Genomic DNA, 15,036 nt, shown 5'->3' with positions numbered 1-15,036 from the left:
GCCTCCGGCTTTTTCTTATCCCCCCGCATCTGTTAAATCCTTATGCCTAATAGTAAAGGATCCTAGCGTTTTTTTTTCCTGTATGGAAGCTCTCAAGACCCGGCTTCGTCAGCGCGGCTTGTTCGTATGCGGCTGCCGGCGGTTGAGGCCTGTGTCTTCAGGCACGGTCAGCGGGACTAATCCGTCCGCGAAGATACGAATTGTATCGGTATAGTGAGGGAACCGGAGGGGAGAAGGTCCTGCCGGACAGCAAGGGGGCAGACAGCCGAGGTACGAGAATGGCAAAAGAGAGAAGAGAAAACTATCGGATGGTGGGAGTGTTCCTATTGAGTGGAAAGACAAAAAAGTGGGTCTGCATGCTTACACTGACCTCGCTGCTGCTTGTCTCCTGTGAATCCCTCACGGGCGGCAATGCCGCGGCGGAAGATACGTTCGGCCGAATGAGGACGAAGTGGAAGGAGACCATGACCGGCGGGACGAACTACGACCCGAAGGATCCCGATATCGCCAGGCGGATTCAGATGATCGACAGCGAAGTGTCGAACGACAAGAAGTCGGGGTATTGGGACACGATGCAGAAGGATGCGGCCAGTACGGACTGCAAGTGCATCTGGACCGACCTCAAGAACAACGGGGCGTCGGCCGAGATTACCGAAGGCTATGACCGCCTGAAGTCCATGGCGCTGGCCTATTCGACAAAGGGCGGCTCACTGGAGAACAATGCGGCGCTCAAGGCCGACATCATCCGCGGCCTCGAGTGGATGGGCGACAACCGGTACACGGTCCGCAAGGCCTATGGGAACTGGTGGGACTGGGAGATCGGATCGCCGCTGCGGCTGGAGGACACCATCGTTCTCATGTATAACGACCTGACGCCGGAGCAGCGGGCCAAGTGGATCGCCGCGATCGACCACCACTCGCCGAACCAGGCGGGAGTCGGATACGAGTACTGGGGAGCGAACCGCGTATGGCGGGCCAAGGTGCATGCCGTACGGGGCATTCTCGACGGGAACACCGCGAAGCTGGTTATGGGCCGCGACGGGCTCAGCGATCTGACGGACGGCCATAACGGGGAGAAGAGCGTGTTCAAATACGTCACCTCCGTCGACGGGTTCTATGCCGACGGCTCGTTCGTCCAGCACGGGGAGTTCGCCTATAACGGCGGCTACGGAAACTCGTTCCTCCAGGAGCTGGCGGGTCTCATGTACCTGCTGAAGGGTACGGAGTGGGAAGTGAAGGATCCCGACAGCGTCAACGTGTGGCAGTGGGTGTACGATTCGTTCGAGCCGTTCGTCTACAAGGACGGCCAGCTGATGGACATGGTCCGCGGCCGCGAAATCTCCCGTTATTACTTCCAGGACGATGTGGCCGGCCACAAGCTGATCATGGGCATCATGCGCCTGTCGCAGGTGGCTCCGGTCGAGCATGCGGCGGCGTACAAGAGCATGATCAAGTACTGGGTCATGAACGATCCGAGCTTCTATGACGTGGCTACGATCAACATGCTCGTGCTGGCCAAGGCTACGGTAGGCCACGATTCGGTGAAGCCGCGGGGCGAGCTCGTCCAGAATAAGGTGTTCAACCAGATGGCGCGTGTCGTCCACCACCGTCCGGGCTTCGCGCTGGGACTGAGCATGTTCTCCAAGCGGATCGCCAACTATGAGGCGAATCCGGAGAACCTCCGGGGCTGGTATACCGGCAGCGGGATGACCTATCTCTACAATAACGACGATACCCAGTACGCCGACGAATTCTGGGCCACGGTCAATCCGTACCGGCTCCCGGGAACGACGGTGACGCAGAAGACGCTCAAGGCCGGAGACCAGCAGGGCTTCACGAACACGAAGGATTGGGTCGGCGGCGTGTCGAACGGCACGTTCGGCGCAGCCGGCATGGAGCTCGTCTCTCCGTTTGACCCGACGCTTACGGCGAAGAAGTCGTGGTTCATGTTCGACGATGAGGTGGTCGCGCTCGGCTCCGATATCAGCTCTGCGGACAACAATCCGGTCGAGACGATCATCGACAACCGGAAGCTGAACGAGTCCGGCAGCAACACGCTGACGGTCAACGGCTCCGCCAAGCCGTCCTCTCTCGGCTGGTCCGAGACGATGCCCGGCGTCCAGTGGGCGCATCAGGCCGGCAATGTGGAAGGCTCTGACGTCGGCTATTACTTCCCTGAGGGTAACGCGAATCTGAACGGCCTGCGGGAGTCCCGCAAGGGCAAATGGGGCACGCTCAACGTGCTGCAGGCTCCCCCGGGGAATCCGGAGCATACGCGCAATTACCTTACCCTGTGGTTCGACCACGGTGCGAATCCGGCAGGGGCATCGTACCAGTACGTGCTGCTGCCGAACAAATCGGCCGCGGAGACGGCTGCGTATGCGGCCAGCCCGGAGATCCGGGTCATTGCGAACAACAGTGCCGTCCATGCGGTTCACGAGAACGGCAGCGGAACGACGGCAGCTCTCTTCTGGAATGACGGAGCGGCGACGGCCGGTGGCATTACGGTTAACAAGCGTGCCGCCGTCATGACGCAGACCCAGGGCAAGGAACTGACGATCAGCATCTCCGATCCGTCGCGCAGCGCGGATGGCATCATTGAAGTCGAGCTCGACCGTCAGGGTGTTACTACGGTCAGCGCAGACCCGCGCATCACGGTGACGCAGACGAATCCGACGATCAAGCTGACCGTCAATGCCACTGATTCCCTCGGTGCCGTCATGCAGGCGAAGTTTACGCTCCCGGCCAGCGCCATCTCCTTCAAGGATACGGGCGGCTATGCCTGGGCCGGCGAGCAGATCAACGAGCTCGCCGCCAAAGGCATCGTGAACGGCACCGGGGCGAATACGTTCTCGCCCGGCGCCAATGTGACGCGGTCCGATTTTATCGTGCTGCTCGTCCGCGCACTCGGGCTGAAGGCGGAGCCTGACATGTCCTTTACCGATGTGTCCTCGGCCTCGTACTATGCGCAGGCGGTGGGGATCGCGAAGCGGCTCGGGATTGCTGAAGGCGGAGCGGACGGCACGTTCAAACCGAAGCAGGCCATCTCCAGGCAGGATATGATGGTGCTGATCTCCCGGGCGCTCAAGGCAGCCGGACGGACACTCGAGCCGGGAACCGCTGAAGATCTCGGCGGGTTCACAGACCGCGGCCAGGTCGCAGCCTACGCTGCCGACAGTGTGGCGACGCTCATCAAGAACAAGGTCGTGGAAGGCGACGGCACACTTCTCAAGCCGCAGGCTACGGCCACGCGTGCGGAGACGGCGGTGCTCATTCACCGGATCTACAGCTCCAAGTGAGAGGGAACGGACAAGGGCGGGAATCCAGCGATTCCCGCCTTTTATTTTTTGCCCAAAACCGCGGGGCTGTATCTGCGTATGGTATGGTCATACAAGAATAGTAAAGGGGAGTCGACCCGATGAACAAGAGAAGAAGACACAGGGCCAATGCCGTACGGAAGGTGTCGGCAGCGCTTCTGCTGGCCCTGGCTGTGGCCGGCTGCTCGGCGGGGGACGCGGGGAGCAGGCTGACGGAGCTGACGGATGGAGTGACAAGTGCGGTATCCGGGCTGCAAGAGCTGAAGGAGTCGGTCGGTGCCGCGGTCGCCACGCTCGATGCGGTGAACGCGCAGGTCGTGCAGGGGGCTTCCAAGCTGATCTCGCTTCTGGAGGAGCTGAAATTCGATGTGAGCTACCGCGAGAACGGCATTGCGTTCTCCTCAGGACAAGGCTTCAGCGGGCTGGTCGGGGTCAGCGGCAACTCGCTGGTGCTCGATCTCACGTCCGCTTCGAACGATGCGGCCGCAGCCAAGACGATCATCCGCATCGCGAACGTCTTTTCCCCCTCGAACGCGGTGGAGGAGAAGATCGGAGCGTTCGTAGGCAGCGATGCGGTGCAGGAGGCCGAGCTGCCCGGGGGCTTCCTCCGTTCGGACGGGACGACGATGGAGCTGCACTTGGAAACTCCGCTGCTTCAATAAGCCGAAACTATGCGGCGGCACACGCCCCGCCAGCCGCAAACAAAGCTGCCTCTGCGGGCAGCTTTGTTTGCGTTGTAACGGGGAAAGGGCTGCCTTTAGATGCTGTTCGAACCGGCGCTGGTCCCGCTGGCGACTTGGAGTACGGAAGCCGTGTAAGGGCTGCCGCCAGGCATGGATAAGGAAGGAGAGACTGGATATTTTCCCGGCATCCAAGCCAAATATCTCCTGTAGAAATGGGAGGTGTTCGGGTGTGAATTGCATTACGCACAATGGCTCGAGCAGCCGCCCCAGGCACCGGACCGCCGCAAGCTCGTCTGTCAACCTACCTAGGCTGGCAGAGGAGGGAGCGGGTGCACTTTGCCAATCTTCTGGTATAATGGCAGAGACAGCCAAACATGCCATAACGGGAGATGAGACGAATGTTCGGTAAGGTAGCGGCAGACATTCTGGGACTTAGTGATGTGGGAAGCGTAATCCGTCCGGAGAATTATGATAAGGTGGATGCGGACGATTACGTGATGCATGAGGACCAGGAGAAAATCTATTTTTTGATCAAATCCAAATCCGACGAATACTGCTTCACGAACCAGGCGCTGATTCATCTCGACGGTACTTCGGCGGCGAGCAAGAAGCGCACGCTGCGCCGGTTCCCCTACGCAGCCTATCCGATCTCGAACGTATCGCTGGAGACCGCCGGCACCGTCGACCTGGATGTCGAGATCAAGTTCACAATGGGCAGCACGGCTTATTCCATCGATGTTAACAAGAAGTTCCTGGAGGAGCTTAAGGACCTGTACAAGGCGCTGCTCAAAATTTCGGAGATTACACGGGAGAATGAAGTGACCCTCGGATTCGCCCAGCAGAGCCTAGAGATGACTTCCTCCACGCTGAGCCGGATGGCGAAGACGGAGGGGGACCTGGTTACCGGATTCAAAGAGCTCAACCAGCATGCCTTCAACTGGCTTGTCGAAACCCGGAAGCAGTACAGCGTCAAGGATTTTGGCTTCGTATACGAGCGTTATATCAATTATTAAAAGGACATGACGTCGGCCGTCCGGAGATCCGGACGGTCATTTTTTGTTGGGATACGGCAGCAGCGACGGAAGGAAAAAGCTGGCAGGTGTCGAATTATAGTAGTATATCTTATTCCCCTGCGGTTTCTTGTAGGATGGTGGTGCGGGGACAGACAGGAGAGGAGGGAGCCTGCAAGCGCTGGGAGGTTCACCGGGCCCACGCCGCCGGCAAGCGGCGTACAAAAAGATACAGTATGTATCATAAACGAGAGGACAGGTGTTATGTACACATTGGCTACCAATCGATGGGTGATGGCCTGCGGTCTGATCATGCTCCTGCTGCTGCCGTCAAGCGTGTATGCCGAGGTGCCGCCGGCTCCCGATATTGCCGCACCCTATGCGGATACAAGACAGGATACCCTTCTGGAGATCGAGGTGCGGGACAGCGGCACGGTCAGCCGGATGACGGCCAGCGTAGGCGACCGCGGGATCGGCCTCGTCCGCATCTGCGCAGAGCAGTGCTCCTGGGTGGGACGGCTGGATCTCAGGGGACTCTCCAAGGGTCCGCAGACTCTGCTTGTGAAAGCGGAAGACCCGTCCGGAGGAGCGTCGGAGGCTGCCCAGCCGTTCTTCCTTGTGCCTAAGCCTTATGTTCTCGTCAGCCCGTCAGGGGGCACAACGCTTACTGACGGTACCATGCAGGCTCAGGTGACGCCCTATAGCTATCCCCAGGATCCCGACAGTCTAGTGATCGAAGGGGGGCTGTCTGCACCGGACGGGAAGATCATCGCTTCCTTCAGCGGCCAGGGGAACGTGAACCAGAGCCTAGCGCTGCCTTCCGATTCCGGCCCTGAGCTTCATTACCAGGTGAACGTATTCGACGAGCAGCACAATCTGCTCAGCGAAGAGCTTCACCTGCTCTACCGTGAGCCTGAGGGAGTACTCGAGGAGAGAGGGCGCATCCCCGGCGAGATCGTCGATTATGACCGCAGCCGGATTCTTTACCGTGGGGCTGCGGGGGACCTGTTCCTCCGCCAGGAGGGCGGCGGTCCGGATACCGTCGTGTTTCCTGCCGGTCTCGGGTCGGCAGGCTTCGCCGCACTGACGCCGGAAGGGGCGGTGGTGCTGGCGTCCGGCTTAGAAGCCGGCAGCGTCTACACCTGGAAGGAGCGGAAGCTGAGCCTCGTGCGGGAAGGCGCGGGCGAGCGGGCGGAAGTCCGCGGCCGCTACTTGCTCTTGGACGAGGGGGATGGCGTGAACCGTTCGGTGCTCGATTCTTCCACGGGTTCGCTGCGCACTTATGACAGCTCGCTGTACCGGGAAGGCGTGCTGGAAGAAGACGGCGGTGTGCTCTTTGTCTCGGCCGGCACGATCTCGCGTTTGGCCGCCGACGGTTCCGTACAGCCGGTAGTCAGCGGTGCAGGCGAGGCGGCGGGACTGGTGGCGGACGGGGAGCAGGTGCTGTTCCTCTCGGGTCAGCGGCTCCTGCAGTATGACGGCAGCACCCTCAAGGAGCTGACGGACGGACTGCCCGGCGGGGCGGCCCCCCATCTCGCATACGAGAGCGCGGGCGGCTGGACCGCGTACCTGGTGGAGGGCGCAGAGGGCCTGCAGGCTGTGCTGATCCCGCCGGAGGGAGCCCCCGTGACGTCTTCCCTTTCCCTCGCCCAAGCGGAGATTGCAGGTCTCAGCGGTGACGGGACACTGTATCTTCGCGGGGGCGGCCGCCTCTGGCAGCTGAAGCCGGGAGAGGCATCGCCGCGTGAGGCGGGCTCCGACCGGGGCAAGCTGAAGGTGCTGGAGGGCCGGGGGTATAAGGCGCTCGGCGACACGCTGTTCGCGGTGAGCACGACGGCCGGCGGGCAGGCAGGCCCCCAGTGGCCGTCAGGCGGTACGCTGACCGCGCCGGAGATCCGCCATGATGCGGCGGTGCTGAAGTGGCAGCCGGCGTCTGTTGGGACTCCGGTGCCGCAGCGTGCGGCATCCCTTGCGGAAGAGGCGGCGGCAGCCGGCGGGCAGGTGACCGCGGCGGTGTACGGGGGCGGCGGCAGAATCGCCGAATACCGGATCTACCGGGACGGCGTGCTGGCGGGGACCGTCAGCGGCCGAGAGACCCGGTTCCGGGTGGAGGGGCTGCAGCCGGCCACGACGTACCGCTTCTCGGTGGAAGCGCGCGATGCCGCCGGCCGCCTGAGCACCGGCAATCCCGAGGTGAGCGTGACGACCGCGGTCTATGCGCCCGCGCAGCCGCTGAGCCTGTCAAGAAAGCCGGGCCCGGTCTCCCGCGGATCGGTGGTGGAGCTGAAGATCCGGGCTCCGCAGGCGGACGAGGTGTATGGCTTTTTCGCCAGGCTGAAGTATGACCCGGCCCGCTTCAAGCTCGTCAGCTCGGAGCTGGATTCCAGCTTCGGCAGGGAATCCGCCGGGGCGGTGCTCGGCCGGAGGGTGTCGGGGGGCACAGCCTCGTTCTCGGGCGTGAAGCTAGGACGGGTGCCGGGTGCAAGCGGAGAGGACCTCGGCCTGCTCACCCTGAAGCTTCAGGCGCTGCAGGCGGGCGAGAGTCAGCTGATCCTGCAGTCCGGCTCCCAGCTAATGGACGGCAGCGGCCGGCCGGAGGTGCTGAAGGAACCCGTCAGCCTGAGCGTGACAGTCAGCGGAAGCTGAAGAGGCAGGCCACACGTCGGGAACTACAGCATGTAGGGGAAGCAGTTACAGAGGGACCGGTGTGCCGTCAGGCATGCCGGTCTCTTCGGCGTTCCGGCGGCAGTGCGGGCGCGATGCCCATATGCGTAGATCAAGCTGCCGGCGGCCCAGAGGACAGGGGGCTGGAGCGGCATGGTTCTCAGCGGCCCCGAAGGGGGTCAGTAGCAGCTTCGGCGGGTAAGAGACTGGAGAAGGGGCCCGCCCGCGTTTGAGGGGGCGGGTACTAGGGAAATCTAGTACTAGTGCCGGGGCACCGGATTGCATTACGATAATACAGCCCCCCGGATTGCATTACGATAATACAGCCCCCCGGATTTCATCGGGGAACCACTACTTCGCCGGGGTGAACCTACCTATGAGCCTGCTGCTCCTGCTGATCGGCCCTTCGGTCATGATCGCGCTTGGTCTTCTTCTCGTTCAAAACATTCCCGTTACCTTTGTCCTCTTCTACGGCTGGCTCTTTTTGGCGCCGCTCGTGGACAGCGTTCTGATCCGCCGCCTGCCGGTGAGGGAGACGCTGCGGGACTTCGGCTTGATCTACCGCAAGCGCAATCTCTTCACCGGTTATCTCGTGGGAGCGCTGTTCTTCCTGGTCATATCCGCGGCGATGTACCTGTACCATCCGTTCTTCTTTGACCGGGATCATCTCCATGGGCTGCTCCTCCGCTGGGAATTCACCGGCGCGTTCACGGGCTGGCTCATTCTGATCCTGATTGCGGTCAACCCGCTGCTCGAGGAGATCTACTGGCGGGGATTCATGCTGCGCAGGCTCGAAGGCATACTGCCGACGGGAGCGCGGGTGCTCGTGACCTCATTCTTCTATGCCCTGTATCATCTGGGGCCGCTGGTCCCGATGATGCTCTGGCCGGCCAACGTCCTGCTGACCCTCCCGGTGTTCGGCGCCGGAGTCGTGTGGGCGGTCATGCGGCACCGTTCCGGCTCCCTCTGGGGCTCCGCCGCGAGTCACGCCATCGCGGATATGGCGATCATCGGAGTGTACCTCATGTACATTGTGTAAAGGACCGCACGGCAATCCATGAACAGGCTGCAGGCGACGCAAGAGAGCATGAAGCGCCGCGGCTTGATGTGCCGGCCCGGGAAGCAGTCCCGCCGGCCTGATCCAGTGGATGTTCAATCTACGGCAGGGACACGCTTCTTCCGCGGCAGGAGAAAAGCTGCTTCTGGATGAAGTGGCAGGGGTTCCACCTGGGGACTCGCCTGAGCGTTCGGACCGTCCCTCGCTCCTGCGGTGCGCAAGGCTGCACCAGACTACAGGCCGGGGGTAAACATTCGCTCCATCTCCGCTTTGCTCCCTTCGAAGCAGCCCTGACGGCTGCTTTTTTTGGTCTGCCTGCGGCAGCGCCGGCGCTCGTCCGGGTTGTCTTCTGATCGCCGCCGCAGGCCGGCCCATAGCAGAGCCGGGGAAAAGACGGAAGCCTGCACGGTTGGACTCTGCACCGCGCCTTGATAACCAGCTTTGCTGAAGACTTGCATGCGTTACCTTGGAGAGCGGTTTACCAAGCGGCCCCGAACGGATTCCACGGCAGCCTGCTCCGGGAAATGCCCATGGATTTCTTCTGGCAGCTCTGTACAGTTTATAGTACGATGACCAAGGAATGGAAACCGGCATTAGACACCATCCGGGTGGAATGCTATATTAATTGTGCGAATATTATGACAATTGTAAGCTGGGGAAAGGAGGCCAACATGATCAAGGGGATTGCCAGACTGCTGCCCTCCAAGCTCAGCCACCGGGTCTTTCTGGCCTTCACGGTGCTTGTGCTGCTGCCGATGCTCGGGCTGCAGCTCTATGCTTTTCAGCGGATCGAGGACGGGCTGTTCGACCAGGTGCACGAGTCGGGACGCATCCAGCTCGAGCAGCTGAAGTCCGCCTTCGAGACGACGCGCGGGATGCTCATTCCCGAGGTCATCTCCATTGAGATGAACTACCGCCTCATGGAGATGATCGAACACCCGGAGCGCTTCGATGCGGGTGAGCGGGTCGGGACGATGGCCGAGGCGTTCGAGAAGATCCAGTCGCGCAGCGGGGAGAACTCTTCTTATTTTCACCTGCAGCTTGCCGACAGGCACGGTCATCTCTATGAATCCGGCGAGCGGCGGATGGGGGATGTCGACGCGGAGCAGTTCGTCTCGTCCAAGGGGCCGGCTCCCGGGATGCAGCCGGTGCTCGAGGATTCGCCCGCGGGCAAGATTCTGGCCTATTATGACCAGCTCACGAATGCACTGGGGGAGGGGATCGGGCGCATCAAGATCTCCTTCCTGTTCACTTCTTGGATTTATGCCAATACCAAGACGTTCCTGATCATCCAGGATTATTATCTGATCGACCGGCAGGGGAGCATTCTGACGCAGAGCGGGCGAAGCGATCTCGATCCGGGAACGGTCCGCCGCATGCTGCAGGGGGCCGGAGCGGGGCCGCGCGGGTATGTGGACGACAAGCATGCCGTCCTGCTTCAGAGTACGCCGATCCCGGCGCTCGATGCCCATCTGGTATCCGGCTCGAAGCTCGACATCTACTTCGGCAACGCCCGCAAGATCAAAAGCCAGTTCGTGTCGCTGTTCCTGGTGCTTGCGCTGTTCTTCGTCCTCGTAACCTATTACATTCTGTCGACAGCCACCCGGCCGCTGCTGTTACTTCAGAAGAAGATGAAGGAGCTCGTGCACAAAAATTTCCGTCTCCATATCCCGCCGGGCCGGTACTCCGGGGAGATTCTGACTCTGGTGCAGGCGTTCAACGGCATGATCACCGACATGAATCTTCTGATCCAGCGGCTGAAGACGGAGGAGCGGCAGAAGGAATCCGTCCGCTTTCAGGTGCTCATGGCGCAGATGGACCCGCATTTTCTCATGAACACGCTCAATACGATCAAGTGGCATGCCACATCGAAGCAGGACCCGGACACGGCGCGCGTCTGCCTCGCGCTCGGCAAGCTGCTCGAGAAGAGCCTGAACGTGGAGGAGGACCTCATTCATCTCATCAAGGAAGTGGAGCTCGTGCATGCGTATGCGGAGATCCAGAACTTCCGGTTCCAGGACAAATTCACGGTGGATTTCGAATACGATCCGGAGCTGAATTATGCGCTGGTTCCGAAGCTGAGCCTGCAGCCGCTCGTGGAGAATTCGATTATCCACGGGTTCGAGCGGATGAAGCACGGCGGGCACATTCTCATCCGTGTATACGTCGAACGGGGGAAGCTGTTCATGGAAGTAATCGACAACGGCCAGGGGCTCGGAACGGAGGAGTCGCCGCGCCGGAAGCTCCGCACCCGCAAGGGCATCGGGATCCACAACCTGCGGGAGCGGCTCCAGCTGCTGTTCCGCCATGAGGCCTACCTAGAGCTGAAGCCCATGCCGATCGGATGCAAGGCGGTGATCTGCCAGCCGTTCCTGCTCTCGAAGCCATTCGGGGGCGGGGTGGAGCATCGGCAGGCACTGGAGGGATAAAAGGAGGGAGAAGACATGTGGAAGCTGCTGCTCGTGGAAGACGAGCCTTATGTGAGAGAGACGATCAAGTCGACCGTCGACTGGTCCTCCGCCGGCTTCCGGCTGGTCGGGGAGGCGGAGGACGGCGCTGAAGCGCTGGAGCTCATCGGACGGCTGCGCCCGGACCTTGTCATCTGCGACATCGTGATGCCGGTGATGGACGGGATCGAGGTGCTCGAGAAGGCCAAGGCCGATTATCCCGAGAGCCGGTTCATCATGCTGACCTGCATGAATGAGTTCGAATATGCCCGCTCCGCGCTGGAGTACGGGGCGAGCGGGTATCTGCTCAAGCTCTCCCTAAGCCCGGAGGCGCTGCTAGGCGCGCTCGCCAAGGCGGCCAAGGAGCTGGAGCGGGAACGGCAGCAGCGGGAAGGCGCGGCCGCCGTGTACCTGCAGCAGCGCTGCGATGTGCTCTGGGCCCGCAGGCTGCATGCCGGTGCGGCTTCGCTGCCGGCGCCGGGCTTGGCGTACACGGCATCGGAAGAGCCGCCGGCCCTGTCGCCGTTCCCGTACGTCAGCATACTGACGGCGTGGAGCGGCACGCTGCAGGCTTCCGGCAAGGAGGCCGGAGCGCTGGAGGCAAGCTTCGGCGGCGAGCGGCCGTACGTCTTTGAGTACGAGCGGGACGGCGTTGCGACGCGCTTCTACTGGAGCCGGGTGCGGCCGTCCGCCCGGCTGCGTGCGCCGGAGGAGCCCGATCCGGGCGTCTGGCTGCCGGAGGCGGCGTCCCCGGGCTGGGAGGAAGCCTGGCTGCAGACGCTGAGCGGCCTAGACGAAGCCTGGTACTCGGGCGCCCGCGGGCTGCTGCCTGCGGCTTCGAGCCCGGCCGCCGGCGGCGGATCAGGAGGGCAGGTCGCATGGGAGTGGGAGCGCGACCTGTGGAAGAGCGTGGAGCTGCGGCAGCGCAGCACGGCGGGCGAGCTGCTGGAGCGCCTCTGGCAGGCGATGGAGGAGGGCCGCTGGCCGTCGCCCGCCGTCAAGGCCTTCGCACTCCAGTGCGACCGCACGTTCGCCAAGATGCTGGGTGCGGCCCCCGGACCGGCGGAGGAGCTGGTCAAGGTGCGCCGGCATACCGTGCTCCAGGAGGCGTTATACCGGCGGCTCGCCGCCTACGAGGAGGCGTCCGCCGAGAGCGCGAATCTGCAGACCGACCACGCCGAGCTCAACAAGGTCATCCGGCACATTCATGCGCACCTGCATGAGGACCTGAATTTGACGGGGCTGGCCCGCTTCGTCAGCATGGACCCGCATTACTTCTCGAAGCTGTTCAAGAAGAAGACCGGGGAGAACCTGATCTCTTATGTGCAGCGGCAGCGGGTGGAGCAGGCGAAGAAGCTGCTCCTGGAGACGACCCTGCCGGTGAAGGAGATCGGCGAGCGGCTTGGCTTCGAGAACGAGAACTACTTCTTCCGCACCTTCAAGCGGTGGACGAACGAGACCCCCGGTACCTACCGCCGTACGCATGGCGGAAAGGTAGAGACTTAAGGGAAGCTGCAGCAGGGAAGGGTCCCGGTGGCGGAGCTCAAATCGGGGATCGAGTCGACGCTTGGGAGCTGAATCGTGGTGCTCAAAGCGGGCGCTGCTTATCGTGTGACTGTACAGTGAGGATGCCGCACGGCCGTGACTGCACAAGCCTGCACAGCTGGATGCGGCAGGATGGGAGAGAAGCGGGCGAGGCCCCTTCCCATCCCTGCGGCCCGCCTGCATCGTGCCTCCATTTACAGTGTGCACCGTCTTTCATGCGGGCCCGCCGGCTCTTTTACCGGGCTGTCCGCCTCTGGGCTCCCAAGCTTCGGCCGCATGTCCGCACCGTTCCATTGTTCCACGGACCGCACATTTTGGAACCGCTTACGAACTGTACCCAAATCGTGCAGTCCGGAAGACAAACTTGTGCATTCATCCAGGAAGCTCTCTTTGGTACGATAAGTACAACAAGACGAAGCTCATCAAGGAGGGTGTGGAAGATGGAAAGAGCCATAGAAATCCGCTCTACGGCCCATCCGCAGAAGAAGGCGGCGCGTTCCTTATGGAAGGCCGTACTGCAGCACCAGATGCTGTATTGGATGCTGCTGCCGGGTTTGGCCTATTTTATCGTATACCGCTATGTACCGATGTTTGGCGCCGTTCTCGCCTTCAAGGAGTTCGACTTCTCGCTCGGCATTCTCGCGAGCCCGTGGGCGGACCCTTGGCACAAGCACTTTACGTTCTTTTTCGAGTCGCCGTACTTCTCTCAGCTGCTGACGAACACGCTGCTCATCTCGCTGTATAAATTGGTGTTCGGCACGATCCCGCCGATCCTCGTGGCGGTCCTGTTCTATGAATGCCGCACCTTGTGGTTCCGCAATGTCGTCCAGACGCTGAGCTTCATGCCCCACTTCCTGTCGTGGGTCATAGTCTACGGGATCTCCATCGCTTTCCTGTCGGAGACCACGGGTTTGTTCAACCGCTGGTTCACCGAGAGCGGACTCGATCCGGTTCCGTTCCTGACCTCAAGCGAATGGTTCCGGGGCGTATTGGTCGGCACCGACATGTGGAAGGATATGGGCTGGGGAGCGATCATCTATCTGGCGGCGATGAGTTCGATCGACCCGACGCTGTATGAAGCGGCCCGGGTGGACGGCGCAGGGCGCCTGCGGATGATCTGGAGCATCACCCTGCCGGGCATCCGCAACATCATCGTGCTCATGATCATCCTCAAGCTCGGCCACCTGCTCGATGCGGGTTTCGAGCAAATCTATGTCATGTACAACGTCCACGTCATGCCTGTAAGCGATATCATCGACACCTGGGTGTTCCGGGTGGGGCTCGAGCAGATGAACTTCGGTCTGGCCAGTGCGGTCGGCTTGTTCAAATCGCTGATCGGCCTGGTGCTCGTCGTAGGGTCCAACGCACTGGCGAAGAGATGGGGGGATGAAGGCTTATGGTAAAACATACGTCCGACCGGGCTTTCAACCTTGTCGTCTATACGCTGCTGCTGGCCGTAGCCGTCGTATCGCTGGCTCCGATGCTGTACGTGATCTCGGTATCGCTTACACCGTATTCCGAGGTGCTGAAGAACGGTGGGTTCATTCTGATTCCGAAGCAGATCACGCTCGAGGCCTACAAGCTGCTCTGGGAGACGCCGCTCATTCCGAACGCGCTGTATGTCAACGTCTGGATCACCGTCGTCGGCACGTTCCTGAACATGGTGCTGACCGTCCTGATGGCTTACCCGCTGAGCCGCCCCACACTGCCGGGCCGCAAGTTCTTCTCGTTCCTCGTCGTGTTTACGATGATCTTCAATGGCGGGCTGATCCCGACCTACATGGTCGTGCTGGGAACGGGACTCCTCAACACCGTCTGGGCGATGATTCTGCCCAATATCGTCTGGGCGTTCAACCTGCTCGTGCTCAAAACCTTCTTCGAAGGACTGCCGAAGGAGCTCTTCGAATCGGCCCGGATGGACGGCGCAGGAGAGGCGCGGGTGCTGCTGCAGATCGTGATTCCGCTGTCGGTGCCGGCGATGCTGACGGTCGGCATGTTCTACACCGTCGGCCACTGGAACGAATTTTTCCAGGCGGTGATGTACGTGCAGGATAAGGGGCTGCTGCCTCTGCAGGTCGTGATCCGGGGCATCCTGTCCATGAACGAAATCTCGATGACCAACGTCGACGAGGTGCTGCCGACCACCACGCTTCAGATGGCTGCTGTCGTGCTGGCGAGTATTCCGATCATCATCGTCTATCCTTTTATCCAGAAGCATTTCTCCAAAGGCATGCTTCTCGGCGGCATCAAGGGCTGAACGGCACCAGCATGGGAATCGGATGAATTTTTGGTCCTCGTCAGAGGAACCAAATT

At 61.4% G+C, this 15,036-nt stretch carries 9 protein-coding genes; all 9 read left to right on the top strand.

Annotated features, from left to right (window positions below):
• Window positions 1-317: 317 nt before the first annotated feature.
• The 9 genes from ACP26L_RS23060 to ACP26L_RS23020 all read left to right on the top strand — a co-directional run bounded on the left by ACP26L_RS23060 (window position 318) and on the right by ACP26L_RS23020 (window position 14,980).
• A complete protein-coding gene (locus ACP26L_RS23060) occupies window positions 318-3,299 on the top strand; it encodes a polysaccharide lyase family 8 super-sandwich domain-containing protein (RefSeq protein ID WP_426455060.1) in 2,982 nt (993 codons plus the stop codon).
• A gap of 119 nt (window positions 3,300-3,418) precedes the next feature.
• A complete protein-coding gene (locus ACP26L_RS23055; RefSeq protein ID WP_426446732.1) occupies window positions 3,419-3,979 on the top strand; it encodes a hypothetical protein in 561 nt (186 codons plus the stop codon).
• 419 nt (window positions 3,980-4,398) lie between these two features.
• A complete protein-coding gene (locus ACP26L_RS23050) occupies window positions 4,399-5,013 on the top strand; it encodes a PH domain-containing protein (protein ID WP_426446730.1) in 615 nt (204 codons plus the stop codon).
• A 261-nt stretch (window positions 5,014-5,274) separates the two neighbouring features.
• A complete protein-coding gene (locus tag ACP26L_RS23045) occupies window positions 5,275-7,656 on the top strand; it encodes a fibronectin type III domain-containing protein (RefSeq protein ID WP_426446728.1) in 2,382 nt (793 codons plus the stop codon).
• Window positions 7,657-8,050: 394 nt separating this feature from the next.
• Window positions 8,051-8,713, top strand: a complete 663-nt coding sequence (locus ACP26L_RS23040) for a CPBP family intramembrane glutamic endopeptidase (RefSeq protein WP_426446726.1) — start codon at window positions 8,051-8,053, stop codon at window positions 8,711-8,713.
• A gap of 689 nt (window positions 8,714-9,402) precedes the next feature.
• A complete protein-coding gene (locus ACP26L_RS23035; RefSeq protein ID WP_426446724.1) occupies window positions 9,403-11,160 on the top strand; it encodes a sensor histidine kinase in 1,758 nt (585 codons plus the stop codon).
• A 15-nt stretch (window positions 11,161-11,175) separates the two neighbouring features.
• The gene (locus ACP26L_RS23030) at window positions 11,176-12,684 is read left to right on the top strand and encodes a response regulator transcription factor (protein ID WP_426446722.1); all 1,509 of its coding nucleotides are present in this window, start codon (window positions 11,176-11,178) and stop codon (window positions 12,682-12,684) included.
• A 479-nt stretch (window positions 12,685-13,163) separates the two neighbouring features.
• On the top strand, window positions 13,164-14,126 hold the full coding sequence (locus tag ACP26L_RS23025) for an ABC transporter permease (protein WP_426446720.1): 963 nt from the start codon (window positions 13,164-13,166) through the stop codon (window positions 14,124-14,126).
• A complete protein-coding gene (locus ACP26L_RS23020) occupies window positions 14,120-14,980 on the top strand; it encodes a carbohydrate ABC transporter permease (RefSeq protein WP_426446718.1) in 861 nt (286 codons plus the stop codon). The genes ACP26L_RS23025 and ACP26L_RS23020 overlap by 7 nt, the downstream gene beginning before the upstream one ends.
• Window positions 14,981-15,036 lie beyond the last annotated feature (56 nt).

Source organism: Paenibacillus sp. S-38 (assembly GCF_049942825.1).
In the GTDB taxonomy this organism is placed as follows: domain Bacteria; phylum Bacillota; class Bacilli; order Paenibacillales; family NBRC-103111; genus Paenibacillus_G.
Note: the sequence above shows the minus strand (reverse complement) of the source record. Positions and strands in the feature narration are given on the sequence as shown.

Bases quoted from the DNA above. Each gene is read 5' to 3' on its own strand.
- ACP26L_RS23050 (WP_426446730.1), top strand. From the start codon at position 4,399: ATGTTCGGTAAGGTAGCGGCAGACATTCTGGGACTTAGTGATGTGGGA.
- ACP26L_RS23035 (WP_426446724.1), top strand. From the start codon at position 9,403: ATGATCAAGGGGATTGCCAGACTGCTGCCCTCCAAGCTCAGCCACCGG.
- ACP26L_RS23055 (WP_426446732.1), top strand. From the start codon at position 3,419: ATGAACAAGAGAAGAAGACACAGGGCCAATGCCGTACGGAAGGTGTCG.
- ACP26L_RS23020 (WP_426446718.1), top strand. From the start codon at position 14,120: ATGGTAAAACATACGTCCGACCGGGCTTTCAACCTTGTCGTCTATACG.
- ACP26L_RS23040 (WP_426446726.1), top strand. From the start codon at position 8,051: ATGAGCCTGCTGCTCCTGCTGATCGGCCCTTCGGTCATGATCGCGCTT.
- ACP26L_RS23030 (WP_426446722.1), top strand. From the start codon at position 11,176: ATGTGGAAGCTGCTGCTCGTGGAAGACGAGCCTTATGTGAGAGAGACG.
- ACP26L_RS23025 (WP_426446720.1), top strand. From the start codon at position 13,164: ATGGAAAGAGCCATAGAAATCCGCTCTACGGCCCATCCGCAGAAGAAG.
- ACP26L_RS23045 (WP_426446728.1), top strand. From the start codon at position 5,275: ATGTACACATTGGCTACCAATCGATGGGTGATGGCCTGCGGTCTGATC.